The organism is Cupriavidus sp. KB_39, from assembly GCF_052114485.1.
Classification (GTDB): domain Bacteria; phylum Pseudomonadota; class Gammaproteobacteria; order Burkholderiales; family Burkholderiaceae; genus Cupriavidus.
Genome location: NZ_JBFREV010000043.1, coordinates 33,204 through 58,093, shown reverse-complemented (window position 1 = coordinate 58,093; position 24,890 = coordinate 33,204). Strand labels below are relative to the sequence as shown.

Annotated in this window: 22 protein-coding genes and 1 pseudogene; 12 read left to right on the top strand and 11 right to left on the bottom strand. The window is 68.4% G+C overall.

From position 1 onward, the window contains the following. Positions 1 to 59 precede the first annotated feature (59 nt). From AB4Z27_RS24730 to apbC, 3 genes are read right to left on the bottom strand one after another with little or no spacing between them, the layout of a single operon-like run. Positions 60 to 683: a DUF3306 domain-containing protein gene (locus AB4Z27_RS24730; RefSeq protein ID WP_441645491.1), complete on the bottom strand. Its 624-nt coding sequence runs from the start codon at positions 681 to 683 to the stop codon at positions 60 to 62. Positions 684 to 701: 18 nt separating this feature from the next. Next, complete coding sequence (locus tag AB4Z27_RS24725) at positions 702 to 1,247, bottom strand: DUF3305 domain-containing protein (protein ID WP_092290691.1); 546 nt, start codon at positions 1,245 to 1,247, stop codon at positions 702 to 704. 14 nt (positions 1,248 to 1,261) lie between these two features. Then, positions 1,262 to 2,350 carry an iron-sulfur cluster carrier protein ApbC gene (apbC, locus tag AB4Z27_RS24720; RefSeq protein ID WP_092290693.1) on the bottom strand — a complete coding sequence of 363 codons (1,089 nt, stop codon included), beginning with the start codon at positions 2,348 to 2,350 and terminating at the stop codon, positions 1,262 to 1,264. A gap of 375 nt (positions 2,351 to 2,725) precedes the next feature. On the opposite strand from apbC, the gene AB4Z27_RS24715 reads away from it, so the two are divergent. Further along, positions 2,726 to 3,361 carry an OmpA family protein gene (locus AB4Z27_RS24715; RefSeq protein WP_092290695.1) on the top strand — a complete coding sequence of 212 codons (636 nt, stop codon included), beginning with the start codon at positions 2,726 to 2,728 and terminating at the stop codon, positions 3,359 to 3,361. 263 nt (positions 3,362 to 3,624) lie between these two features. Beyond that, positions 3,625 to 5,703, top strand: coding sequence for a methionine--tRNA ligase (metG, locus tag AB4Z27_RS24710; protein WP_441645490.1), 2,079 nt, complete (start codon positions 3,625 to 3,627; stop codon positions 5,701 to 5,703). Between the two features lie 55 nt (positions 5,704 to 5,758). Here the strand turns inward: metG and bamE are convergent, their stop codons facing one another. The 3 genes from bamE to AB4Z27_RS24695 are packed head-to-tail and all read right to left on the bottom strand — an operon-like array spanning position 5,759 to position 12,260. Next, positions 5,759 to 6,304: an outer membrane protein assembly factor BamE domain-containing protein gene (bamE, locus tag AB4Z27_RS24705; RefSeq protein WP_441645504.1), complete on the bottom strand. Its 546-nt coding sequence runs from the start codon at positions 6,302 to 6,304 to the stop codon at positions 5,759 to 5,761. A gap of 44 nt (positions 6,305 to 6,348) precedes the next feature. Continuing rightward, a complete protein-coding gene (locus tag AB4Z27_RS24700; RefSeq protein ID WP_441645489.1) occupies positions 6,349 to 10,497 on the bottom strand; it encodes a translocation/assembly module TamB domain-containing protein in 4,149 nt (1,382 codons plus the stop codon). Continuing rightward, positions 10,497 to 12,260 (bottom strand): autotransporter assembly complex protein TamA, encoded by a 1,764-nt coding sequence (locus tag AB4Z27_RS24695; RefSeq protein WP_441645503.1) that lies wholly within the window; start codon positions 12,258 to 12,260, stop codon positions 10,497 to 10,499. Before AB4Z27_RS24695 ends, AB4Z27_RS24700 begins: the two co-directional genes overlap by 1 nt. Before the next feature lie 342 nt (positions 12,261 to 12,602). Here AB4Z27_RS24695 and AB4Z27_RS24690 point away from each other — a divergent pair, with 342 nt between their 5' ends. From AB4Z27_RS24690 to AB4Z27_RS24670, 5 genes and pseudogenes are all read left to right on the top strand, one after another. After that, positions 12,603 to 12,794, top strand: coding sequence for a DUF3460 family protein (locus AB4Z27_RS24690; protein WP_092290701.1), 192 nt, complete (start codon positions 12,603 to 12,605; stop codon positions 12,792 to 12,794). A 53-nt stretch (positions 12,795 to 12,847) separates the two neighbouring features. Next, positions 12,848 to 13,750 (top strand): segregation and condensation protein A, encoded by a 903-nt coding sequence (locus tag AB4Z27_RS24685; protein ID WP_092290703.1) that lies wholly within the window; start codon positions 12,848 to 12,850, stop codon positions 13,748 to 13,750. Between the two features lie 156 nt (positions 13,751 to 13,906). Next, a pseudogene (locus AB4Z27_RS24680) lies at positions 13,907 to 14,544 on the top strand (4-phosphopantoate--beta-alanine ligase). Between the two features lie 130 nt (positions 14,545 to 14,674). Beyond that, positions 14,675 to 15,028 carry a type II toxin-antitoxin system PrlF family antitoxin gene (locus tag AB4Z27_RS24675; RefSeq protein ID WP_441645488.1) on the top strand — a complete coding sequence of 118 codons (354 nt, stop codon included), beginning with the start codon at positions 14,675 to 14,677 and terminating at the stop codon, positions 15,026 to 15,028. Then, entirely contained in the window at positions 15,028 to 15,546 is a 519-nt protein-coding gene (locus tag AB4Z27_RS24670) for a type II toxin-antitoxin system YhaV family toxin (protein WP_441645487.1), read from the top strand. Before AB4Z27_RS24675 ends, AB4Z27_RS24670 begins: the two co-directional genes overlap by 1 nt. A gap of 8 nt (positions 15,547 to 15,554) precedes the next feature. Here the strand turns inward: AB4Z27_RS24670 and AB4Z27_RS24665 are convergent, their stop codons facing one another. Continuing rightward, the gene (locus tag AB4Z27_RS24665; RefSeq protein WP_441590709.1) at positions 15,555 to 16,751 is read right to left on the bottom strand and encodes a PepSY-associated TM helix domain-containing protein; all 1,197 of its coding nucleotides are present in this window, start codon (positions 16,749 to 16,751) and stop codon (positions 15,555 to 15,557) included. Positions 16,752 to 16,957: 206 nt separating this feature from the next. Here AB4Z27_RS24665 and AB4Z27_RS24660 point away from each other — a divergent pair, with 206 nt between their 5' ends. Beyond that, entirely contained in the window at positions 16,958 to 17,518 is a 561-nt protein-coding gene (locus AB4Z27_RS24660; protein ID WP_441590711.1) for a GNAT family N-acetyltransferase, read from the top strand. Here the strand turns inward: AB4Z27_RS24660 and AB4Z27_RS24655 are convergent. Together AB4Z27_RS24655 and AB4Z27_RS24650 are read right to left on the bottom strand one after the other, a co-directional pair. After that, positions 17,507 to 18,172, bottom strand: coding sequence for a nucleotide-binding protein (locus AB4Z27_RS24655; protein WP_441645486.1), 666 nt, complete (start codon positions 18,170 to 18,172; stop codon positions 17,507 to 17,509). The two genes, AB4Z27_RS24660 and AB4Z27_RS24655, sit on opposite strands and share 12 nt — an antisense overlap. 61 nt (positions 18,173 to 18,233) lie before the next feature. After that, positions 18,234 to 19,706, bottom strand: coding sequence for a cobyric acid synthase (locus tag AB4Z27_RS24650; RefSeq protein WP_441645502.1), 1,473 nt, complete (start codon positions 19,704 to 19,706; stop codon positions 18,234 to 18,236). 169 nt (positions 19,707 to 19,875) lie between these two features. Here AB4Z27_RS24650 and cobU point away from each other — a divergent pair, with 169 nt between their 5' ends. Genes cobU through AB4Z27_RS24630 form a run of 4 tightly spaced genes read left to right on the top strand, consistent with a single transcriptional unit; the run spans position 19,876 to position 23,497 of the window. Next, the gene (gene cobU, locus AB4Z27_RS24645) at positions 19,876 to 20,592 is read left to right on the top strand and encodes a bifunctional adenosylcobinamide kinase/adenosylcobinamide-phosphate guanylyltransferase (RefSeq protein ID WP_092290717.1); all 717 of its coding nucleotides are present in this window, start codon (positions 19,876 to 19,878) and stop codon (positions 20,590 to 20,592) included. Positions 20,593 to 20,602: 10 nt separating this feature from the next. Next, entirely contained in the window at positions 20,603 to 21,571 is a 969-nt protein-coding gene (gene cbiB / locus AB4Z27_RS24640) for an adenosylcobinamide-phosphate synthase CbiB (protein WP_441645485.1), read from the top strand. Next, positions 21,568 to 22,596, top strand: a complete 1,029-nt coding sequence (gene cobD / locus AB4Z27_RS24635) for a threonine-phosphate decarboxylase CobD (RefSeq protein WP_441645484.1) — start codon at positions 21,568 to 21,570, stop codon at positions 22,594 to 22,596. The genes cbiB and cobD overlap by 4 nt, the downstream gene beginning before the upstream one ends. 1 nt (position 22,597) lies before the next feature. Then, positions 22,598 to 23,497 carry a cobalamin-binding protein gene (locus AB4Z27_RS24630; protein ID WP_441645483.1) on the top strand — a complete coding sequence of 300 codons (900 nt, stop codon included), beginning with the start codon at positions 22,598 to 22,600 and terminating at the stop codon, positions 23,495 to 23,497. Between the two features lie 16 nt (positions 23,498 to 23,513). On the opposite strand, the gene cobC is transcribed toward AB4Z27_RS24630, so the two are convergent. Both cobC and AB4Z27_RS24620 read right to left on the bottom strand, forming a co-directional pair. Then, positions 23,514 to 24,110 carry an alpha-ribazole phosphatase family protein gene (cobC, locus tag AB4Z27_RS24625; RefSeq protein ID WP_441645482.1) on the bottom strand — a complete coding sequence of 199 codons (597 nt, stop codon included), beginning with the start codon at positions 24,108 to 24,110 and terminating at the stop codon, positions 23,514 to 23,516. Continuing rightward, entirely contained in the window at positions 24,095 to 24,871 is a 777-nt protein-coding gene (locus tag AB4Z27_RS24620) for an adenosylcobinamide-GDP ribazoletransferase (RefSeq protein ID WP_441645481.1), read from the bottom strand. The genes cobC and AB4Z27_RS24620 overlap by 16 nt, the downstream gene beginning before the upstream one ends. Positions 24,872 to 24,890: the final 19 nt, after the last annotated feature.

Sequence of the window (24,890 nt, the reverse complement as noted above, 5' to 3'; positions counted from 1 at the left end):
ATCGTCCGGTCGGCGGATTTGTAGGGGTGGCCCATTCTAGGCCCACACGCGGCGCAGGGCTACGCGCGTTTATCCGCAGGGAGGGGCGGGATGGCGATGTCGGCGGGGGTGTCGGCGGGGGTGTCGGCGGGGAGGTCRGGCGCGGATTGGGCTTGCGCGACCTCGGTTTCCGKGGATTYCTCGGCTTCCAGCGCCTTGGAATCGGCCGCCATCTCGCCCTCCCCCTCCGTTTCCTTTTTCTCTTTCGCTTCCCCTTCCTTTTCCTCTTCCTCGATCGGGTCGAACAACCCGAGCGTCTSCGACTGGGTCATGCGGCGCAGCACATCGAGCGGAATCGGGTCCGGCTTGCCGTAGTCGTCGATATAGGTGTCCAGCCCGTCCATCACATTGAAGTGCGGATCGGCAAACAGGGTCTTCAGCGCGGCGCGCTTGACCGTCTCGTCCACGCCACGCGCCACGAAGCGGGCGATGTTGTCGCCCGGCTGCAGCAGCGCCACGTCGGCCAGGGTGGGCAGCGGCGCGGCTTCCTGGGTGTCGGCAGGTGGCGCAGCGGGGGATTCCGCTAACGCCGCCGGGGTGGCTTCAGGCACCAGCGCCGGCTCGGCGGGCACCGGCTGGCCCTCGCGCACGGCGGTCTTGCGGCGCGACCAGCGCGAGAGGAAGGAGGAATCGGCGTCGCTCATGGCAGGGTCCGGGGCCGGTCAGTACCGCGCGCGGTCTTCCGGCGCCTTGAAGGACTCCGGACGGCGCCGTTTCTTGGGCTCGGGGCGATAGTTTTCCTGCGTGAACGCTTCGAGCCACTCGCGCTGCGCGGGTTCCAGCGGCACGTTCTCCACGCTTTCGCCGGCATCGAGCCAGCGCCCGGCCTCGTTGTAGGAGAGCGTCACCGTCACCGGCACCGCGCGGGTCTCGCCATCGGCATCGGGCTCCTCGGCCATGCGCCACAGCACGAACCAGCACGGCGTGGTCGAGGTCAGGTTCAGGTAGTAGCCCTCGCCCTCGTCGCGATACAGCGTCACGGGATGGCCCGGATAGAGCCAGCGCGCGCCGTGGCTGTCGGCATCGAGCCGCAGCGGCGCGGCGCCGTACTCGCCCAGGTCCGGCAGCACCGCGTCCAGCTCCCACTTCCAGGGCTGCCAACGGTTGGCCAGTGGCACCTTGCGCATCACCACGGCCATGGTGACCCCAGGCCGGCCAGCCGGCGGGGTCTCGGGCGAGACAGGCGATGCGGGAAGGGTTTCGTCCATGGCGGCGGCCGGCCTCAGGTGTTCTGCACCACGATGCTCGGGAACTTGTTCGTCATGTCACGYGCCTTATCAGCCACTTTGATGGCGACCTTGCGCGCCACTTCGCGGTAGATCCCGGCAATCGGACTATCCGGCTCGGCCACCACGGTGGGGCGGCCGGAATCGGCCTGTTCGCGGATCGACAGGTTCAGCGGCAGGCTGCCGAGCAGGTCCACGCCATACTCGCTGCTCATCTTGTCGCCGCCGCCTTCGCCGAAGATATGCTCGACGTGGCCGCAGTTCGGGCAGCAGTAGACCGCCATGTTCTCGACGATGCCGAGGATCGGAATGCCGACCTTCTCGAACATCTTGAGCCCCTTGCGGGCGTCCAGCAGCGCGATGTCCTGCGGCGTGGTCACGATCACGGCGCCGGTCACCGGCACCTTCTGCGACAGSGTCARCTGGATATCGCCGGTGCCCGGCGGCATGTCGACGATCAGGTAGTCCAGGTCGTGCCAGTTGGTCTGGCGCAGCAGTTGTTCCAGGGCGGACGTGACCATCGGGCCGCGCCACACCATCGGATTGTCCTGCTCGATCAGGAAGCCGATCGAGTTGGCCTGCAGGCCGTGGCCCTCCAGCGGCTCCATGGTCTGGCCGTCGGCCGACTCGGGGCGGCCGTCGATGCCCAGCATCATCGGCAGGCTCGGGCCGTAGATATCGGCATCGAGCATGCCCACGCGGGCGCCCTCGGCGGCCAGCGCCAGTGCCAGGTTCACGGCCGTSGTGGACTTGCCCACCCCGCCCTTGCCCGAGGCCACCGCAATCACGTTCTTCACGCCCGGCAGCAGCTTCACGCCGCGCTGCACCGCGTGGGCCACGATCTTCATGGTCACGGTCACGCTGACGTTGGTCACGCCGGGCAGGGTGCGCAGCGCGCCAATCACGAGCTTGCGGATCGGTTCGATCTGGCTCTTGCCCGGATAGCCCAGTTCCACTTCCACCGAGACATCGCCGCCGTCCACCCGCACGTTGCGGGCGGAGCGCGTGGACACCAGGTCGCGGGCCGTGTTGGGATCGATCACGGTGCGCAGGGCATCGGTTACCTGTTCAATGGTGAGGCTCAAGGCAGACTCCGCTTCTTTATATAGGTCGGTGGGGATTAGGCGCGTAATGTATCAAAGTATGAAGGAGCAGCCAGGGGCGCGATAGCGCCGGGCGAGATCCCCTCCATCGAGTGTGGAATTACAGACATTTACATCTCTGACACCTTTGCCCTTGTGCGGGTGCTGCCATGTCCCTATTGTAGTGCGCCAGTGCCCGGCCACCCGCCTGGGGCAACGCCGGCAAGGCGCCCGGCCCCCATCGTCCTGCTTGTTTTCAAACGCATGATGAAACTTGTGGGCGCTCGATGCGTCAATCCGGCGGATGCAGTTACCATGCGGTATGCCGTTGGCCGAACATTTGTGAAATATCCCAGCATGTCATCAGAAGGAGAAAGCATGAGATTCAAGCTCGTCACCGTCTCGCTCGCCGTTGCCGCAGCCCTGGCCGGTTGCGCCACGGAGCAGCAGACCCATACCGCGGTCGGCACTGGCGTGGGCGCGGCCGTGGGTGCCGGCCTGGGCAACCTGATCGGCGGCAACACCACTGGCACGCTCGTGGGCGCGGCGGTGGGCGGTGCCGTGGGCGGGGCCACCGGCTACAACTGGAATGCCATCCGCGGCAAGCTGAGCAAGGACACGGCGGGCACGGGCACCCAGATCACCGAGCAGCCGGACGGCTCGCTCAAGGTGAATATCCCGAGCCAGGTGACGTTCGATACGGACAGCGCGAGCATCAAGCCGTCGTTCCGCTCGGTGCTCGACCAGGTGTCGCAGACCCTGGGCCAGCACCAGGACGTGGTCGCCAACGTGGTGGGCCATACGGACAGCACCGGCAACCCGAACTACAACATGCAGCTCTCGCAGCGCCGCGCCCAGAGCGTGGCGTCGTACCTGGGTGACCGCGGCGTCGCCCGGAACCGCCTGAGCGCCGAGGGCCGGGGCCAGACGCAGCCCGTGGCGGACAACGCCACCGAGGCTGGCCGGGCCCAAAATCGACGAGTCGAAATTTTCTTGAAACCAATTCAGGGGTGAGCGGGTCATACCGTTCAGATACCGCTTGCCACCGTTGCTGGCTCGCGATGGGTGGCTGACCTCCCGGGCGGTATCTGATTTCTCCTCCTTTTCCGTTGTGGAAAGCTGCGCCGGTACCAACCGGCGCTTTTTTTTTGGTCGAACGGTTTGCAATGCCGATTCCGGACGCGCCGGCGCCCCGCTTGCTAAAATAGCCGCTTTCCGTCCTCGCGCCCGCCCTCCGGCGGCCCGCCGGACCTCATCATCATTCCCCGGCCTCCTTCATGACCGCACGTCGCATCCTCGTCACATCCGCCCTGCCGTACGCCAACGGCCAGATCCACATCGGCCATCTGGTGGAATACATCCAGACCGACATCTGGGTCCGGTTCCAGCGCATGATGGGCAACGAGGTCTATTACGTGGGCGCCGACGACACCCATGGCACGCCGGTCATGCTGCGCGCCGAGAAGGAAGGCATCAGCCCGAAACAGCTGATCGACCGCGTCTGGASCGAGCACAAGCGCGATTTCGACAGCTTCCTGGTCTCTTTCGACAACTACTACAGCACCGACGCCGAGGAAAACCGCCAGCTCTGCGAGAAGATCTACCTGGCCCTGAAGGCCGAGGACCTGATCGCCGAGCGCGAGGTGGAGCAGTTCTACGACCCCGTCAAGAACATGTTCCTGCCGGACCGCTTCATCAAGGGCGAGTGCCCGAAGTGCGGCGCCAAGGACCAATATGGCGATTCATGTGARGTATGCGGCACAACTTACGTGCCGACCGACCTGAAGAACCCGTATTCGGTGGTCTCCGGTGCCACGCCGGTGCGCAAGACGTCGACGCACTTCTTCTTCAAGCTGTCCGATCCGCGCTGCGAGAGCTTCCTGCGCGAGTGGGTGGCCGACCTGGCTCAGCCGGAAGCCGCCAACAAGATGCAGGAATGGCTGGGCGGCGAAGGCGAGGCCTCCACGCTGAGCGACTGGGACATCTCGCGTGACGCCCCGTACTTCGGCTTCGAGATCCCGGGTGCCCCGGGCAAGTACTTCTACGTCTGGCTGGACGCCCCGATCGGCTACTACGCCAGCTTCAAGAACCTGGCGGAAAAGAAGGGCATCGACTTCGACGCCTGGGTCGGCCCGCACTCCACCGCCGAGCAGTACCACTTCATCGGCAAGGACATCCTGTACTTCCACACGCTGTTCTGGCCGGCCATGCTGCGTTTCTCGGGCTACCGCACGCCGACCAACGTCTTCGCGCACGGCTTCCTGACGGTGGATGGCGCCAAGATGAGCAAGTCGCGCGGCACCTTCATCACCGCGCAGAGCTATATCGACACCGGCATGAACCCGGAATGGCTGCGCTACTACTTCGCGGCGAAGCTCAACGCGAGCATGGAAGACCTGGACCTGAACCTGGACGACTTCGTCGCCCGCGTGAACAGCGACCTGATCGGCAAGTACGTGAACATCGCCAGCCGTGCGGCGGGCTTCCTGGTCAAGCGCTTCGACGGCAAGGTCAACGAGGCCGCGCTCGGCAACCCGCTGCTGGTGCAGCTGCGCCAGGCCGCGCCGCAGCTCGCCGCCTTCTACGAGGGCCGCGAGTACAGCAAGGCACTGCGCCTGGTGATGGAGCTGACCGATGCCGTGAACGGCTTCGTGGACGCCAACAAGCCGTGGGAGCTGGCCAAGGACGAGGCGAAGCGCGATGCGCTGCACGCAGCCTGCTCGGTCTCGCTCGAAGCCTTCCGCCTGCTGACGGTCTACCTGAAGCCCGTGGTGCCGGCCATGGCCGCCGGCGTGGAGCGCTTCCTGAACATCGAGCCGCTGGACTGGCGCGCCATCGACAAGCAACTGTCGGCCGACCGTCCGGTGCAGCCGTACGCCCACCTGATGACCCGCGTCGACACCAAGCAGATCGAGGCGCTGGTGGCTGCCAACCGCGACTCGCTCCAGGCCACCGCCGCCCCGGCTGGCGCTGATGGTGCCCAAGGCGCCCCGGCCGGCATCGAGCCGATCGGCGACACCATCACGATCGATGATTTCGCGAAGATCGACCTGCGCGTGGCGAAGATCGTGGCGTGCGAGAAGGTGGAAGGCTCCAGCAAGCTGCTGCAACTGACGCTGGACGTGGGCGAAGGCAAGACCCGCAACGTGTTCTCGGGCATCCAGTCGGCCTACACGCCGGAGCAGCTGGTGGGCAAGCTGACCGTGATGGTGGCCAACCTGGCGCCGCGCAAGATGAAGTTCGGCATGTCCGAAGGCATGGTGCTGGCAGCCTCGGCGGCCGACGAGAAGGCCAATCCGGGCCTGTACATCCTGGAACCGCACAGCGGCGCGGTACCGGGCATGCGGATCGGCTAAGTTCGCCTACCGTGTGTTCGCTCCCCTCTTCCCAATGGAGAGGGGAGAAAAGACTTCATCCCCCCTGCCGCGACGGGTCGTCGCTGCGTGACGTGGTGGTCACCACGCCCTGGCTGTTGAAGTGGACGTTGAAGAACGCCCGGTCCGCGGGCGACTCCTGCCAGCGATAGCCCCACACCTCCTCCTGCTTCAGCGCGAACGCCTCCACCTTGGTCGGCTTGCCGAGCATGCGCCGGATGCCGTCCTGGCTCATGCCGGGGCGCACGCGCTGGAAGTTCTCGGCCGTCAGCACCTGTTCGATGGTGCGCACGGTGCCGTCCGGCGCGGTGGTCACCATCCACGTGGTCACGCCCTCGGGCCCGCGCGGGTACTCCAGCCGCTTGCCGCCATCGGCCTCCTCCCACACGATCTCGGGCTTGCCGGCCTGGCGGCGCACGTCATCCTCGGTCGATTTGCCGATCTCGATGCCCTTGAATAGCTGGCTGTCCGGCTTCACGCTGTTCCACGTGYCGCGGGCCACGTTGCCGGCCTTTTTCATCGCTTCGTCCACTTTCTGCTGGTCGCAGCCGACCAGCGCAAGCAAGGAGGCAATCAGTCCCATGGTGGCAAGGCGTCTGCGCGACGCGTAAGTGAAGGTCATGGTGGTTATCGCTTGATGGCTTCCACAGGGTCGCCGGCCGGCTCGCTGGCCGACGCGGTGCCAGCGTCGGCAGCCGTGGACCGGCGCGGTGGKTCGGCGGCAAACAGGCTACTCCAGTTATTGAAGCGGCGGTTGAAAAGCACCGACAGCCCGTTGATCGACCCGCCCTTGGCAATCAGCGACCAGCGGCGCGAGAACGCCCAGGTCAGCTTCACCACGTTCGACGCCGACGTCAGGCTCTGCTCGTAGCCCACGGAGATCTGCTCGGTCACGGCCTTGCCGACGCTGACCACCTGCTGGTCGTTCAGGCCCGCCGTGGACGGCCCGATCGAGAATTCGTCGATGCCGAGGTGCGAGACGATGCCCTTCCCCGCCCGGCCGCCGATCATGCCCAGCGCCGCGCCACCGAGCGCGCCGCCGCTCAACTGCCGCTGCTGGCCCGCCCCGGCGCTCTCCGCSCCGTAGCCGAACATCAGCCAAGACAGCTTGTCTTCCTCCGGCACATTCGGCTCCGACACCAGCCGCACGCGCGGAATCCGCACCGTGCCGGTAACCTCCACGCCCGCCTCCACCTCCTGGTTGCGGCGCATGGCGCGGATGTTGATGTTCGGATTGTCGATCGGCCCGTTGAAGTTGATGATGCCGCGCTCGATGTTGAGCTTGCGGCCGAACGCCTCGTACGTGCCATCCACCACGCGCACCGTTCCCGTGGCGCGCATCGGCGCCAGCGGCTCGCTCTTCACGCCGAGCTGGCCCGCGAGCTTGATGTCCGCGCCGGCGCCCCGGAAGCGGAAGTCGTCGCCCAGATCCACGGTGATGTCGATCAGCGGGCTGAAGCGGCTTGCCGGCTGGGACTCGGGCACCACCGGCGTGGCGGCGGTCTTGAGTTCGCGCTGGTCGCTGCGGCGCACCACCACCACGTCGTCGCCGAGCACCGGCGCGCCGGACTTGGGCAGGTCGAACAGGCCACGATCGACGCGGAACTTGCCGCGTATCGCAATCTGTTTGTTCTCGTTGGCGATGCCGGCCTCGCCCGAGACGATCAGCGTGCGCTCGGGGCTGGCAAATAGCTGGAGCTTGTCGGCCACGATCTTGGCGGTGAGGTTCGGGTCGGTCTCGCCCAGCTTGACGTTGCCGGTAGCCACCAGCGTGCCGTCTCCGCCCCGGAATCGCACTTCCTTCATTTCCACCGTGTTCTGGTCGAGCACGATATGGACCACGCCGTCGGTCAGGCGGATACCCTGGTCATACAGCGTCACGGCGATCTCGCTGCCGTCCAGGGTGCCGGTCAGCAGCGGATTGCCGACCGTGCCGCCGAGCCGCATCGCGGCGGCCAGCTTGCCCTCGAACGCGTACTGCGGGCCGGTCAGGGATTCCAGCGACTTCAACCGGGGGATGTCCGCCGACACTGTGCCGGCCAGCGTCGAAGCCGGCCCCACGGTCAGCAGCCCCTGCTCCTGCACCAGCCCTGCCGACGCATCGACGTCGATCTTGCCGATCCGTGCCGCCGTGGTGCCGCCGCGCAACGTGACCCGGTTGCCAACGAACTCGGCGCGCAGCGCGGTCTCGCCCAGCCCCAGCGTGGTCCAGCCCCGCCCGGCGCTGATCGAGGCGTCGCCACTGCGCCGGCGGATCTCGGCAAACCCGGTCGCCGTCTCGGCCAGGTTCAGGTTCCAGCGGCCGTCCAGCACGAGGTCCGAGCGCAGCGGCGGCGGCTCCCCGGTCAGCGTTTGCATCAGTTTCAAGATATTGGCCACCTCGACCCCATCGAGATTGCCCTGCGTGCGGATGCGGCCATGGTCGAACTCGAATCCGTCGATGTTGGCCGTGGCGCGCTCGAACAACAGCCGCGCCTGCCCGAGCCGGATGTGCTGGTCCGCCACCAGCAGCTGCGTCGGCGCCGCCAGCCGCACGATGGTCGTGCCGCGCAAGTCGAGCGTGCGGATGGTGCCGTTCCAGCCCTTGTCACCTTGCCACGCGCCCTGGCCAGCCAGCGTCAGCTGCATCGGCTGGCGGTTCACCGTGCCGGCCGCCTTGGCGTCGAAGGTGTGGTTGCCCTGCGTGCCGCTCAGGTTGGCATCGAGCGTATGGACGGTGGCCTGCGGCCCCTGATAGTCGCGCGCGGCGAGTTGCACGGACACGGTGCCGTCSAGGCCGCCGCGCAGTTCGGCATGCCCGCTGGCGCTGGCCACCTTGTGCGGGCCGATCACCAGCGCCTGCGCGCTGTAGTCGCCCACCACCTCGGGACGCTTGAGCGTGCCGGTGACCTCGGCGTCCAGCTTGGCGCGCCCGGCCACGCCGAACTTGAGGCGCTCCAGTTGCGGGGCATCGACATTGACCTTGAGCCGGTCGCCGCGCGCGCCGAAGCTGCCGCGCAGGTTGACCTGATTGCCGGCCATCAGCAGGGACGCCTCGCTGGGCAGCAGCCGCCCGCCCTCAAGCCGGATCTTGCCGGTGCCGGTCATCGGCAGCCCGGCGTACTCGCTCTCGTGCAGACCGAAATCGAGCGCCACCCTGAGCACCYTGGCCAGCGAGCCCGTGGTCGAGAAATCGGCATTGATGCGGCCCGGCGCCACCTTGGCCAGCCGCGCCGGATCGAAATTGGCCAGCTTGCCCTTGAAGCTGAACGGCTGGGTGTCCTTGAGGCCGAGCTTGCCCTCKGCGGTCAGCGTGCCGGCGCCCAGCCCGGCGCGCAGCGCGGACAGCGTCACGGCGTCTTCGTCCACGCGCGCATCGGCRAACAGCTTCAGTTCGCCGCCGGCCAGGTCCAGCGCCACGCTCTGGCGGCCCGGCTCCAGCCGCAGGATCACCGGCCCGGAGAGATTGGTCGGCACCAGCGTTGTATACAGATCGGCCGCGTTGAGCCGGTGCACGTCGAGGTCGAAGCCGCCGCGTCCGTCGTGCAGCGCACCCTGCCCGACGATCTCGGCCTTGCCCGGCAGCGCGATGCGCAGGTCGCGCAGCGTCTGGGCCATCTCGCTGACCTCCACGCGCGCCCGCACGCTGTGCACCGGCAGCCGTTCCTTGTCGATGGGGCCGGGATCGAGGTTGCGCACGGTGACCTCGCCAGCCACGGCCAGCGGGTTGCGCGTGCGCGGCGCCGGCTGTGGCACCGGCGCGGAGGCCGATGCCGCCGAAGCCGCCGCCACCGCACTCGCCGTGGACTGCCCCGGCGCCGGCTGGGCGATCTGCGGCGGCGGTGCCACCGCTTCCACGGGGCGCAGCTCGGCATGCACGGTCAGGTTGGCCTGCGGCGCCGTGGGGCTGAACAGGCGCGGGTTGATCCGGTCCCCATCGATCAGCAGGTGGGTGAACGGCACCTTGCCGAACGGCGTCACGTCGATGCCGGCCCGCGCGCGGATGCGGTCGCCGGTGGCTTCCGCCTCGGCGCGCAGGGCGTCCAGCGCGCCGTTGGCCGTGGCCGATACGGCGAACGATTCGTCCTGCCAATGGCCCTCCAGCAGCGCCTCGGCGGAGAGCGCGAACGGCGCCTGCCCGGCAATCTGGGCGTTGGCCTGCAGCTTGCCGTACGGCGTGACGAGCTTGTCCACCACCACGCGGTGACGCATGCCATCGGAATGGAGCGCGCCGGCAAGATCGGAAAACACCTGCGGCGTGGCCGTTGCGGGCGGGCCCTGCAGCAGCGACAGTTCGGCAATCGTCAGCGTGTCGACGTCGATGGCCAGCGGCAACTCCAGCGACTTGGGCATCTGCGCCGGCCCGGTGTCCGGCGTGGGCGCGGACGGCGGCAGGCGCACGTCGATCTTGCCCAGGCGCAGCCATTCCACATGCAGGCGCGCCGGCGACCACGTCGCACTCCAGCGGCTATCGATCTTGTCGATGCTGACGCGCGTGTCGCCGCTGGCGTAGACCACATCGCGCAGCCGCAGGCCGCTGACGACCGTGCCGCCCTCGAACGYGCCGGCCAGCATGCCGGCGGAGAAGCGCGTGGCCAGCGTCCAGAGCTGGCGCGTGCCGGCCTCGGTGCGCAGCGCCACCACGGCGGTGGCGATGGCGGCGATCAGCAGCGCCAGCAGTACGGCCAGCGTCCAGCCGAGCACTCGCCAGACGCGGCGGCGTATTGGACGGGGGGGGCGCGGCGCGCGCGGTTCATCTTCATTGCGGCGGGGCACGGGTGGCATGTCCATATGCATCAGAACGCCACCCCAAGCGAGATATGCGGCCGGAACTGGTTCTGCTGGATGCCATAGGCGATGTCCAGCTGCACCGGGCCCACCGGACTGCGCCAGCGCGCGCCCACGCCCACGCCGTGATAGAGCTTCACGCCGTGCAGGTCGTTGGTGGCCGTGCCCATGTCCCAGAACGCCGCCACGCCCCATTCGGGCTTGAACCAGTACTGGTATTCCAGGCTRCCGGTGCCCAGGAAGCGCGCCGGCAGCACGCTGGCGCCGTTCGGCGTGCCGATCGACTGGTAGCTGTAGCCGCGGATGGAATCGGTACCGCCCGCGCGGAAGCGCAGCGAGGCCGGAATCAGCGCCGGATCGGCCGARGTCATATTGGCACCCAGTTCCAGCCGGGCRATGAACAGGTCGCGGTTGCCCACTGGCACGTACTGGCGAATCCGGCCATACATGCGCAGGAAGGTGGCATCGCTCAGGATATTCTTGGCCGCCACCCCGATCTGCGTGCTGATGACGTTGCCCCGGCGCGGGAACACGGGGTTGTCCACGTCGCGGCGGGTCCAGGCGAAGGCCGGCACGAGCGCCTTCGAGATCTGCTCCGGCTGGCCGAACGGCACGAGGTTGTCGTAGTAGAAATCGAGCGACACGGTGGTGTCGTACTTCTCGCGCGAGCGCGAGCGCTTGAGGCCGGCGCGCCAGCTGGTCAGGTCGGTACTCTCGATGTCGATCGTGCGCTCGTAGCTGCTGTAGATGCTGTTGCGGTAGGTATGCGAGTCCGGCGGCATGGCCGCCTCGATAAAGCCGTACTGGCGCTTCTGCTCGATGCGCGCCTGGGTGTCGAGCACCCACGCGCGGTTGAACAGGTTGTAGTACGAGTAGCGGCCTTCCACCTGCGCGCCGGTATCGGTGGTGAAGCCGACACCGGAACTGACGCGGTGCGTCGGATATTCCCGCACGCGCACCTTCACGGGCGCCACCACGGTCTCGTCCTTCGCGGCGGCCTCGGCCGATTCGGCCGGCGTCGGCTCGGCCAGATCCACCTGCACATTGGAGAAGTACGGCTGGTTCTGGATCGCCCGCTGCAACTCCAGCAGCCGCTCTACGCGGTATGGCTCGCCCTCGCGGAGCGGGTTCACGTTGCGGACGATCTGTTCGGGATAGCGGCGCGTGCCCTCCACCTCGAGCGGCCCGAGCACGTAGGCCGGCCCGCTCTCGAAGCGCGCCGACAAATCGGCGGCATGCTCGTCCGGCTCCACCCGCGCGCGCGACGCCGTCTGCTTCGCGCCATAGTAGGTATGGCTTTGCAGGGCGACCAGCGCGTCTTCCTTGGCCTTGTCCCAGTCTGCCTGGCGGAACGGGTCGCCCACGGGCAGGCCCCACTTGGCGCGCATCTCGTTCACCTGCTGCGGGTTCTGCGTGGCGGCCGGGCCGGTCACCTCCAGGTCCACGCGCCGGATCAGCGTGCGCGCACCGGCGTCCACGCTGATATGGACCACGCGGCTGTCGCCCTCGCCGGTCACGGTGGCCTTGGTTTCGGGATCGAACCAGCCCTCGGTGGAGGCGAACTGGCGCACCTGCTCGCCCACGGTTTCCACCATGTAGGCGAACTGGTCTTCGGAAATGTCGGTGCGGGTGGTGTAGCGCGCGAGGTCGAGGTGTTCCTCRAGGATGTCCTTGAGGACCTTGGGGGCCTCGATCTCCACCTTGTAGGCGGCGCGGGCGGCCAGCGCCTCGAACGCCAGCAGCTGGATCAGCAGCCCGGCCAGCCCGAGCATCAGGGCCAGCCCTGCCCGGCGCAGGCGCGCGCGGCAACCGTCCCCGGCTTGGGGGGGCTGTGGGGGGCATTGCAACGCCCGGCTTGCGGCGCTCCTTGTGGCCACGTGACCCAAGTCGATCCTCATCCGTCCGTGTCGATCCGGCAAAGTCGCTATTTGACCACACCCGGCCCCGCGTCCGACGCCGGAATCGCGTCAAATTACACCGGAAACCGGCGCCCGGGGCCGCTTCCCGGTTCGCGCCCCGGACATCGTCCGCCGATTCCTCCTTGCCCGGTCGCCGATACGGTAAAATCGTGCCCCACTATTCCCCCACTCCGCCACCGGGCGGCGAGTTTCATCATGGCCATGTACGAATCGGAAATCACCCAGTTCATCAAGACGCTCAAGCAGGAACGTCCTGCCCTTGAAGCCGAGCAGCGCGAAGGCCGCGCCCTGCTGTGGGACAAGACCCCGATCGACCTCGAGGAACGCGCCCGCGCCAACGACTCGCGCGTGGCCCAGAAGCCGTAYGTGTACTCGTCGGGCAACTAAGCCCGATTGARCCCGATCCCGGCCCGCCCGATCCCGAACCCGACCTGACCCGGATGCATCCGAGCGAGAAAGACGCGCAGGAAAAGCTGACGCTGCCCGTGGAGCTGCCAACCGTGGCGCCCGCCGGCGGTGCGGCCTCGACCAGCCCCGGCGACATGGTCGACGGCATGGCCTTCGCGCGCCTGTACGGCGAGCCGCTGTTCAAGCTGCCGCAGGACCTCTACATCCCGCCCGACGCGCTCGAGATCTTCCTGGAAGCATTCGAAGGGCCGCTGGACCTCTTGCTGTACCTGATCCGCAGGCAGAACTTCAACGTGCTGGACATCCCGATGTCCCAGGTGACGCGTCAGTATCTTCTGTACATCGAGCAGATCCGCAAGACCAACCTCGAGCTGGCTGCCGAATACCTGCTGATGGCCGCGATGCTGATCGAGATCAAGTCGCGCATGCTGCTGCCGGTGAAGAAGGCCGACAGCGACGACGAAGCCGAGGATCCCCGCGCCGAACTGGTCCGCCGCCTGCTCGAATACGAGCAGATGAAGCTGGCCGCGCAGCGGCTGGACACCGTGCCGCAACTCGGCCGCGACTTCCTGCGCTCGCAGGTCTATATCGAGCAGAGCCTGTCGCCGCGTTTCCCGGACGTGGAAACGATTGACCTGCAGTCCGCCTGGGCTGACGTGCTCCGGCGCGCCAAGCTCAACCAGCATCACAAGATCTCGCGCGAGGAACTCTCCGTGCGCGAGCACATGAGCCAGATCCTGCGGCGTTTGCAGCACTCCAGGTTCATGGAGTTCACCGAACTGTTCGACGACGCCATCCGCTCCGGCAAGGGCGTGCCGGTGGTGGTGGTGAACTTCATCGCCATGCTGGAACTGTCGCGCGAGGCCCTCGTCGAGATCACGCAGGCCGAGCCGTTCGCACCAATTTATGTGCGATTGACGTACACGCCGACCTGATTCCCACGGGTCAAGCCGCCGAGGCGGCATTTCGAATGGCGCGGATGCTCTACAATCCGCCGACAACCGGCCATCCCCCGTTTCAGCGATTTCAAGAGCCGGTGCACCCCGGGCACGCACCCGGGCGCTCTCCTACCACGACAGCACACCACGTACATGAAAGTCATTTCCTCTATCCAAGAGCTGCGGGACCAGTTGCGCGGGCAGAATCGCGCGGCGTTTGTCCCCACCATGGGCAACCTGCATGAAGGCCACCTGTCGCTGATGCGCCTGGCCCGCCAGCATGGCGACCCGGTGGTGGCATCGATCTTCGTCAACCGGCTGCAGTTCGGCCCGAACGAGGACTTCGACAAGTACCCGCGCACGCTGCAGGACGACATCGAAAAGCTGCAGAGGGAAGGCGTCTACGTGCTGTTCGCGCCCACCGAGCGCGACATGTACCCGGAGCCGCAGGAATACCGCGTGGAGCCGCCGCACGACCTGGGCGACATCCTCGAAGGCGAGTTCCGCCCCGGCTTCTTCAAGGGCGTGTGCACGGTGGTGATGAAGCTGTTCTCGTGCGCCCAACCGCGCGTAGCCGTGTTCGGCAAGAAGGATTACCAGCAGCTGATGATCGTGCGCCGCATGGTCAAGCAGTTCGCGCTGCCGATTGGAAGCCCGACTACGTGTCCATCCGCAAACGCGAAAACCTGCAAGCCCCCACCCGCGAGGAATTCGCCGCCGGCGAACCGCTGGTCGTGCTGACCGCCGCCAAACTGGGCGCGACGCGGTTGATCGATAACCTCGAGATTTGAGGTTTCAGCTTCTTGCTGCAAGAGAGCCCGCCATTGCGCGGGCTTTTTTTCGGCCCATCGGTAATGCATTTGCATTGCTCATGTAATGCAAATGCATTACCATGACGGCATTGTGTTGAGGAGTTCCACCATGCCGCTCGTGTACCACGCGCCCGAGGAGGCCGTTGTCGAGGCGGAATCGTCGCTGACCGACCGATTCCAGACCACCGTGCCCGACGTCATCCGGCGCGCGTTGAAACTTGAGCGCCGCGACAAGATCCGTTACGTGGTGCGGCCAAGTGGCGAAGTCGTCATGCAGCGAGCAACGGGCGCGRCGGTATCCCATGACCCGGCACTCGCCCCCTTCCTGGACCTGCTGGAGCGCGACATCGCCCAGCATCCGGAACGCCTGCGTGCACTGAGCGTGGAACTGCTGGCCCGGATCGACAAGCTGACGAATCGAATCGRGATCGACCTCGACGCCCCGCTGCCGGACGAAGACTGATGGCAGAGCCGCAAACCGAGACCCCGGTCGTCAACGGGTGGCGGTTGTACGCCCATCCGCTGTTCATCGATCAACTGACGTCGCTGRCCAWCACCGTCGAGGSGCTGGCAAGRAAAGATCCGGAAGGCTATCGGCAGAAGAACGCCGCGAAGCGGCTCAGGGCGATCTTCGAGTTGATGATGAACAGGATTCCGTCCGACCCGTCGAACGCCGAATACCGGCTCGGGGGGACGCTGGGCGACACGCACAAGCACTGGTGCCGCGCGCGGTTCTTCCAGCAGTACCGGCTGTTCTACCGCTTCAACGCGCAGCAGAAGGTCATCGTGTTTGGCTGGGTCAACGACGAGACCACCAAGCGCGCCTACGAAAGCAAGACCGATGCGTACCGCGTGTTCGCGAAGATGCTGGCGAACGGCAATCCGCCCGACGACTGGGACAGCCTGCTGGCCGCGGCGCAACTGGCCGAGCGAGAGCTTGCTGGCCTCGTCACGCCGCTGCGCAGTGTCTCGATGAACTAACCCCCCGCTCACCCCGCCCGCAGCATCCTCTCCCGTTCCCGCGCCAGATGGCGGCGGTGGCCGCTGCGGCGTTTCCACCAGATCAGCACGCCGGTGATGGCGAAGATCAGGGGGATCAGGCCGAAGGCGGTGATGAAGGCGCGGCCCGGGGTGCCGAAGGCTTCGCCGGAGTGCAGCGGGTACAGCCAGGTGATGAGGGTGTCGCCGGACGGCGTTTCCGCAGCCAGCGGGTCGCGGGCGCCGAGGCGCTGGCCCGTGTAAGCGTCCAGCCAGAGGCGCGTGGAGCCGCTGTCGTTACGGACTTCGCCGGGCTGGCGCACGCGCATCTCATAGGAATCGCCCGGCTTGCGGGGCAGGCCGATGCGCGTGACCAGCGCGTTCGGATACTCGCGCTGGGCGGCCGTCATGGCCTGGGCCGGGGTGATCGCGTGCACGCCAGCCGGCGGCGTGGCCGACTGCGGCTTGTCGTTGGGGCTCACCGTCATCACGCTACTGATGATCGGCGTGACCCACTTCGGCAAATTCAGGTACCAGCCCGAGAACGCGATGGTGGCCAGCACCGGCGCCACGAAGATGCCGCCCGCCCGGTGCAGCGTGTAGGTGAAGCGCGACCACGAGCCGCCGTGCGCAATGCGCACCGACTGCTTCAGCCCGCGCGCCGTCAGCTTCGGCAGCCACAGCACGATCCCCACCAGCACCAGGATCAGCAGCATCATGCCGCCCACGCCGGTGATGGTCTTGCCGGTCTCGCCGCTCAGCAGGTAGCGATGCAGGTGGAACAGCGTCGGCATCAGTTGCTGGCGCGACAGCCCCGGAATGCCCCAGAATCGCTCACCCTTCACGGTCAACGTGATCGGATCGATCATCACCTGCCGSGAGCGCCCCAGCCCGGCCTCGGGCCCCTTGAGCGGGTAATAGGCGGTGAACACGCCGTGCTCGTGCGTGGGCAGCATCAGCAGGTTCGGCTTGCCGTACTGCGGGTCGGCCATCAGCTTGGCGGTCACCGTCTCCACCGTGGCCGCACCCACCGGAATCCGCGCCGACGAGGACGCCACGAGCAGGTCCGGGTTGAGCCAGGTGTCCAGTTCCTCGCGCCACGCAATCATGGTGCCGGTCAGGCCCATCAGCACGAACAACAGGCCGAAAGTCAGGCCGATATAGAGATGGAGCTTGAGGAAGACGGTACGAAGACGGCCGGAGACCATGGTGTCAGGGGCGGATTGGGGATTGTAGAGTGCCGCATCAGTCACTAAATAAGGTGCCGATCCACCACACCGGAGGCGACCGCTCGGCATCTGTGGGGCAGCCCGCAAATGCAAATGCGAAGAATTCGCGATTCTAACAGTGGCACGTTAAGATCGGTGATCGTGCGGGGGCGTTGCCGTCGTGCGCTGCCCACACCTGCCCTGCCATGTCCGATATCGAACTCGCCCCCGCCACGGCCGCTGACGCGGACCTGCTGGCCGCGCTGCACACCGACAGCTGGCGCCGCGCCTATGGCGGCCTGATTCCCACCGAATACCTCGAAGACCACGCCCCGGCCGAGCGCCTCGCCACCTGGCGCGCRCGCATGCTGGAGGACGCCGAGGCGCCGCTGATCGTCACCATCCTGCGCGTGGACGGCAAGCCGGCCGGCTTCAGTTGCCTGATGCCGCTGGCCGAACCGGGCTACGGCATCTACCTCGACAACCTCCATGTGATGGCCGATTACCAGGGCTTCGGCCTCGGCAAGCGGCTAATGACGCACTGCGCCGCGCGCGTGGCCTACGAATGGCCCGGCAAGCCCCTGTTTCTCTATGTGCTGGATGGCAACGCCCAGGCGCGGGCGTTCTACCAGGCGCTGGGCGGCGAGGAATCGGCGAGTTTCGACGACCCGTTCCCCGGCACCGACCTGATGGTGCCGATCCGCCGGGTGACGTGGGTCGATGTGGACGCGCTGCTGCGACGGCTGACCGGGAGTTCAGGCGGCTGAAGGGGAAGGCGCGGCMGGCYGCATCGCCGAACCCCCATCGAGCCAGTGCAAAATCGGCTGCCACTGCTCCCAATCCCGCGCCACGCGTGACGGCGCCACGTCCCACAGCGTCAGCCCGTGCGCGGCCAGTTGCACGTAGTTCTGCGTATCGCGCAGGTAGCCGAGCACCGGCAAGCCAAGACCTTCGACAAATCGTTGCAATTGCTCGGCCGCGCGCGTGCGCATGTCCACGCGCATGCCGATCACGCCGACGGCTACCTCGCCGTGGCGCACGCGCTTTTCATCGGCCAGCTTGGTGAGGAAGTCCTGGGTGGCGAGGATGTCGAACATCGACGGCTGCAGCGGCACCACCACGCGGTGCGCCAGCTTCATGACATCGCCGAAGCGCCAGCCGTGCAGGCCGGCCGGGGTGTCCAGCACCACGTGGGTGGTGCCCTTGGGTGGCCGGGCGATGTGATCGCCATTGATTTCCCAGGTGCGGATGGGCGGCGCGGCGGCCGGACGCAGCCCCAGCCAGGCGCGCGAGGACTGCTGGCGATCCGTGTCGCCCAGCATCACGGCATGGCCGTGGCGGGCGAAATAGCCCGCCAGATTGGTGGCCAGCGTGGTCTTGCCCACGCCGCCCTTGGGATTCGCGATCACGACTACCGGCATGAAAAGCTCCAGGAACCGATGGCTGCGATAGTCTACCGGCTCGGCGCCCCGGACTGAATGGTCAGGACTGCCCTGAAAGCGGTCCGAGCAACGCAGCCAGGTCGAGATGGGCGGCCATGGTGTCCGCCAGCCGGTCGATCGATGCCTCCCGCAGCGCGTCGAGGTCCACCCCCTCCGCGTGCCGCAAACCGGCCCAGCGCAACAGCGCGCCGCACGCGGCGGGGTCGTCGAACAGGCCGTGGACGTAGGTCGCCAGCACCTGATCGTCGTCCGAACGGGCGCCATCGGGCCGCCCGGCCCCATCGCCCGAAATGTTGTCTTCCAGCCACAAAGCGGGCCGATCCAGCGCCGCCCCCTCGGTCACGCCGAGGTGGATCTCGTAGCCGCGTACCGGCGCCGCGTCATCGCCCGCCAGCCGGCCGCCGACCTGCCGCAACTGCTTTTCCGGGGCCAGCGTGGTGTCGAAGTCGAGCCAGCCGAGGCCATCGCTGCTGCCGGCCGGGCCTTCACGGCCGTCCGGGTCATGAATCCGCCGGCCCAGCATCTGCATGCCGCCGCAGATGCCGATCAGCTTGCCGCCATAGCGCAGATGCCGCGCCAGCGCGTGGTCCCAGCCGTTGGCGCGCAGGAAGGCCAGGTCCGCGCGCACGCTCTTGCTGCCGGGCAGGATCACAAGGTCCGCCGGCGGCACCGGCATGCCCGGGCCGATGAAACGCAGGTCCACGCCGGGATGGGCGCGCAGGGCGTCGAAATCCGTATGGTTCGAGATRCGCGGCAGCACCGGCACGATCACGCGCAGCACGTCRTCGCCWTCCCGGGCGGGCTGGGCGTCGATGATCGCGTCCTCGGCATCGAGRTGCAGCCCGTGCAGGTAAGGCAGCACGCCGAACACCGGCTTGCCGGTGCGCGCGGTRAGCCAGTCRAGCCCCGGCTCCAGCAGGCGGATATCCCCCCGGAAGCGGTTGATGATGAAACCGGTCACGCGCGCGCGCTCGGTCTCGGACAGGCAATCGAGCGTACCCACCAGATGGGCAAACACGCCGCCCCGGTCGATATCGGCCACCAGCACCACCGGGCAGTCCACCCGCTCGGCAAACCCCATGTTCGCGATGTCGCGGTCGCGCAGGTTGATTTCGGCGGGGCTGCCGGCGCCCTCCACCAGCACCACTTCGTACGCCTGTTTCAGGCGGTCGTGACTCTCCAGCACGGCGGCCATCGCCTGCGGCTTGTAGGCGTGATAGGCGCGGGCGTCCAGATCCATGCGCGCGCGGCCGTGGATGATGACCTGCGCGCCGATGTCGCTGCTCGGCTTGAGCAGCACCGGGTTCATGTCCGTATGGGGGGCGAGCCCCGCCGCCTGCGCCTGCAACGCCTGCGCGCGGCCGATCTCGCCGCCATCGACGGTCACCGCGCTGTTCAGCGCCATGTTCTGCGGCTTGAACGGCACCACCGCCRCRCCGGCGCGCGCCAGCACGCGGCACAGGCCGGCGACGATGGTGCTCTTGCCTGCATCGGAGGTGGTGCCCTGGACCATCAGGGTGCCGCGCAGGGCACGCCCGCCGGCCAGCGGCGCAGCGCTGGAAATAGTTTTCGATTGCATGGCGCGATTATCGCAGCGTCGTTGCCCGGCCGGTGCGCCACGCGCGGTGGCCCTGCAAGTTCCATGCGTGCGGGCACCGCATGCCGCCGCTACAATACGCCGGATGGAAACCAAGGCCATCGCCAAGTCACTCGGCATCACCGGACCCGCCGACCCCGCGTCGGCCGGCGCCGCCGTTGCCAGCACGCCCGAGACGGAGACCGCGCCGCAGCCGCAGGCCGGTACGGCGGTCCCGCGCATGCTCACGCTGGTGCTGGGCGGGGCGCGCTCGGGCAAGAGCCATTTCGCCGAACAGCTCGCCACGGACCACGCCACGCTGACGTGCGGCCCGGTGACCTACATCGCCACCGCGCGCCATGACGCCGAGCCGGCCGACGAGGAAATGGAGCTGCGCATCGCGCTGCACCGCGCCCGCCGCCCGGCCGACTGGGCGCTGGTGGAGGAGCCGGTACACCTAGCCGACGCCCTTTACGCGCACGCGCGCCATGACGGCTGCATCCTCGTCGATTGCGTCACGCTCTGGCTCAACAACCTGATCTTCGACGAGAACCGCGCCTACCCCGAGTACGGCGTGATTACCCCRCCGCCCGCCTTCACCGAGGAAATCGACGCGCTGCTCACCGCGCTGCCGATGCTGCCGGGCCACGTGATCCTGGTCTCCAACGAGATCGGCTTCGGCGTGGTGCCCACGGGCGCCATCACCCGTTTCTACGTGGACGAACTGGGCCGCCTGAACCAGAAGCTGGCCGCCGCCGCAGACCGCGTGCGCCTGCTCGTGGCCGGCATTCCGGTTGCGGTCAAGGGCGCCGACCCCGCGTGATCTTCCCACCATGTTGATGATGTCCTGGGCGGCCTGCGTGGCCGCCGCGCTCGCCGGCGTGCTGCTGGACCGCTGGCTGGGCGAGCCGCGCCGCTGGCATCCGCTGGTCGGCTTCGGCCGTCTGGCCGCCGCGCTGGAAGCGCGTCTTAATCGCCCCGCATGTTCCTCACTACGCCAACGCACCGCCGGACTGCTGGCCTGGGCGACGATGGTGCTCGTGCCGGCCGCACTGGCCTGGGGGCTGGTCGCGCTTGCGCAGCAGGCGCACCCGGCGCTGGCCTGGGCGCTGCACGCGGTGGCGCTCTACGCGGCGCTGGGCGCGTGCAGTCTGACGCAGCACATCGCGCCGATTGCCGCCGCGCTGGCGCGCCATGACCTGGTCGATGCCCGCCGGCTGACCGCGCGCATCGTCTCCCGCGACACCACCGATGCCGACGCCGAGGCGCTGGCCCGTGCCGCCTGCGAATCGGCGCTGGAAAACGGCAACGATGCGATCTTCGGCGCGCTGTTCTGGTTCTTTATCGGCGGCGCCCCGGCGGCGATCGTGTTCCGGCTCGCCAATACGCTCGACGCGATGTGGGGCTATCGCACGCCGCGCCTGCTGCATTTCGGCTGGGCCGCCGCGCGGATCGACGATGGCCTCAACCTGATCCCCGCCCGGCTGACCGCGCTGACCTATGCGCTGCTCGGCGCTACCGGGCAGGCGCTGCGCTGCTGGCGCACGCAGGCGCCCGCGTGGTCCAGCCCCAACGCGGGTCCGGTGATGGCGGCCGGCGCCGGCGCGGTGGGCGTGGCGCTCGGTGGCGGCGCGCGCTATCACGGCGAGTGGGAGGAGCGGCCGCCCCTCGGCGTGGGCGAGCGGCCCGGCGCGGCCCATGTCGATGCCTGCCTGCGGCTGGTGCAACGCACGCTGTGGCTCTGGCTCGGGCTGGCGATGCTGAGCGTGCCGCTGGCGATGACGATGGGGATGGCCCCATGACCGCCATCGCCCCGATCCGCCATGGCGGCAACCTGCTCGCCGCCGCGCGCCGTTATGGCCGGCCCGTGGCCGAATGGCTCGACCTGTCCACGGGCATCAATCCGGACGGCTACCCGGTGCCGCCGCTGCCCGCCGAGGTCTGGCAACGGCTGCCGCAGGATGACGACGCCCTGGCGGACATCGCCGCGCGCGCCTACGGCGGTGCGCACGCGTTGCCGGTCGCCGGCTCGCAGGCGGCCATCCGCACGCTACCGCGCCTGCTGCGGCCCGGGCGGGTGGGCATTGCCGCGCTCGGGTACAGCGAGTACGCCCCGGCGTTCGCGCTGGCCGGGCACACGGTCGTGCCGCTCGATGAAGCCGATTTCGCCCGGGTTGATCTGGCCGATGACCTCGACCATCTGGTGGTCGTGAATCCGAACAACCCCACCGCACGGSTGCTGCCGGCGCAGACGCTGCGCCACTGGCATCGGCAAGTGGCGGCCCGGCACGGCACGCTGGTCGTGGACGAAGCCTTCATGGATGCGCTGGCCGCGCCGTCGCTGGTGGCGGACGCCGCCGCGCCGGGCCTCGTCGTGCTGCGCTCGCTCGGCAAGTTCTACGGGCTGGCGGGCGTGCGCTGCGGCTTCGTGTTCGCGGCGCCGGACCTGCTCGCGGCACTTGGCGATCAGCTCGGCCACTGGACCGTCTCCGGACCGGCGCGCGCCGTCGCCCAGCATGCCCTCACCGATGCCGATTGGCAGCACGCCGCGCGCGTCAGGCTCGCCGCCGCTGGCCAGCGGCTGGCCATGCTGCTGCGCGAGCACGGGCTGGCCCCGGTGTCGCAGCCGCTGTTCAGCTGGATCCCCGATGCCCGCGCGCCGGCCCTGCACGCGGCGCTGGCGCAGCAAGGCGTGTGGACCCGGCTGTTCGATGCGGCCGGCGGCTGCCCCGCCAGCCTGCGCCTGGGCCTGCCRCCCGATGACGAACCCTGCTGGCGCCGGCTTGACCGCGCGCTGGCCGACGCCACCTCCTCTCTCGCACCCTGACATGACGAAGTCCACCGCCGCGCTGGCCCTGCTTGCCGCGCTCCTGACCTCCACCGCCCACGCGGCCGTTTCGGTCATCGACGATGCCGGCAACACCGTGACGCTGGCCCAGCCCGCGCGCCGCATCGTCTCGCTGGCGCCGCATGTAACGGAGCTGCTCTACGCCGCTGGCGGCGGCGACCGCATCGTCGGCACGGTCTCCTACAGCGACTACCCGCCGCAGGCGCGCGACCTGCCGCGCGTGGGCGACAACAAGGCGCTGGACCTCGAACGGRTTGCCGCGCTGAAGCCGGACCTGATCGTGGTCTGGCGCCACGGCAACGCGCAGAAGCAGACCGACCGCCTGCGCGCGCTCGGGCTGCCGCTGTTCTACAGCGAGCCGCGCAAGCTCGAATCGATCCCGGAAAACCTGGAGAAGCTCGGCAAGCTGATGGATACCGGCCCGGTGGCCACGCGCGCCGCCGCGGACTTCCGCCAGCAGGTGGAGACGCTGCGCAAGACCTACGCCAACCGGCCGCCGGTGACGGTCTTCTATCAGGTCTGGCAGCAGCCGCTGATGACGCTGAACGGCCAGCACATGGTCAGCGACATGCTGGCGCTGTGCGGCGGGCGCAACCTGTTCGGGAACGAGCCGCCGCTGGTGCCGACCGTGTCCGTGGAAGCGGTGGTGGCCGGCAACCCCGAGGCGATGATGACGGCGGGCATCGGCGCCACGCGGCCGGACAAGCCGCTGGCGGATTTCTCGATGTGGGAAAAATGGAAGTCGGTGACGGCGGTGGCGCGCAACAACCTGTTCATCATCGACGGTGACCTGGTCAACCGCGCCGGCCCGCGCGTGGTGCAGGGCGCGGCCGAGATCTGCAAGGATCTCGATATCGCGCGCTCGCGCCGGCCGTCCTGATCCTCGTTGATTCGATCTAGTTCGACAGCCGGTTCCACCAGCCGAGCCGTGCGCCCATGCCATCCGCACCATCCAGATGGAAGCGGCACGTGGCCCCAAAGCCCAATTCCCACCCCAGCGTGCGCGCCAGCGGCAGGCCCAGCCAGTRCGCAGCCAGCATGCGGATRGGGCCGGCGTGGGTCACCACCCASAGGCAGCCCCCGGCGTCGGCCGGCAGCGATCCGGCCCAGTCCACCACGCGCGCCATGACCTGCGCGGCGCTCTCGCCGCCGTGCGGACGCGCCGCCATCAGGTTGGCCGCCCAGTGATCGAGATCGGCGCGGTCGATGGTCGCCCACTCCCGCCCTTCCCACTGGCCGAAGTCCAGCTCCCGCAGGCGCGGTTCGATTTCCGGATGGATGCGGGTGTCGATGCCGTGGGACAAGGCCGACGCCGTGTCGCGCGCGCGGGCCGCCGGGCTCGTCAGGATGCGGTCCGGCCGCAGACCGTCCAGCGTGGCGACGATCYGCTCGGCGGGCGGYGAGACGGGCAGCGCCAGCGCGAGRTCCAGCGCGCCGTAGCAGATGCCCGGCGCCACTTCCGGCCGGGCGTGGCGGATCAGGACCACGTCCATGCGGCCGCCACGAGGTAGATCGACAGTTCGCCGCATTGCTGCGCCATGCCGAGGCAATCGCCGGTATAGCCGCCCAGCCGGCGCACGAAGTACGCGCCCAGCGCCGCGCGCACGACAACCAGCACGACGATGGCCACGCCCGCGAATGTCGGCCCGAGCAGCGCCAGCGGCGCCACGCCGCAGACCAGCGCGAACAGCAACCCGGCCCCGGCCAGCCGCTGCGCCACCGGCTTGGCCTTGCCCTCYGCGCGCACATAGTCGTGCGTGGCGAGGAAGGAGATGGCCATCGCCCGGCTCGCGCCATGGCCGGCCACCAGCACCGCCAGCAGCACGGCCAGCCCGCCCGCCTCGCCCGTGGCCAGCAGCAATTGCCACTTGAGCAGCAGCGCCATGACGATGGCGATGGCCCCGAAGGCGCCCACGCGCGAGTCGTGCATGATGGCCAGCACGTCCTCGCGCCGATAGCCGCCGCCGAAGGCATCCRCGCAATCGGCCAGACCATCCTCATGGAAYGCGCCGGTCAGCAGCAGCGTGGCGATCATGCCCAGCGCCACCGCCACGGGCGCGCTCCACAACGCCAGCGCGCCCCAGGTGACCAGCGCGCCGGCCACGCCCACCAGCAGACCCACCAGCGGAAAGTAGCGCGCCGCCGCGTTGAGGTAGTGCGGCTGGAAGCCGACCCAGCCGGCCAGCCGCTGCGGCAACGGCACGCGCGTGAAGTAGCCGAGGGCGGTCAGGAAGAAGCGCAGTTCGTCGGCCATGGTCGGGTTTTCCGGATTC

Excerpts from the sequence above, each read along its gene's own strand:
- AB4Z27_RS24725 (WP_092290691.1), bottom strand. The coding sequence starts at position 1,247 with ATGGACGAAACCCTTCCCGCATCGCCTGTCTCGCCCGAGACCCCGCCG.
- AB4Z27_RS24715 (WP_092290695.1), top strand. The coding sequence starts at position 2,726 with ATGAGATTCAAGCTCGTCACCGTCTCGCTCGCCGTTGCCGCAGCCCTG.
- AB4Z27_RS24685 (WP_092290703.1), top strand. The coding sequence starts at position 12,848 with ATGCATCCGAGCGAGAAAGACGCGCAGGAAAAGCTGACGCTGCCCGTG.
- cbiB (WP_441645485.1), top strand. The coding sequence starts at position 20,603 with ATGTTGATGATGTCCTGGGCGGCCTGCGTGGCCGCCGCGCTCGCCGGC.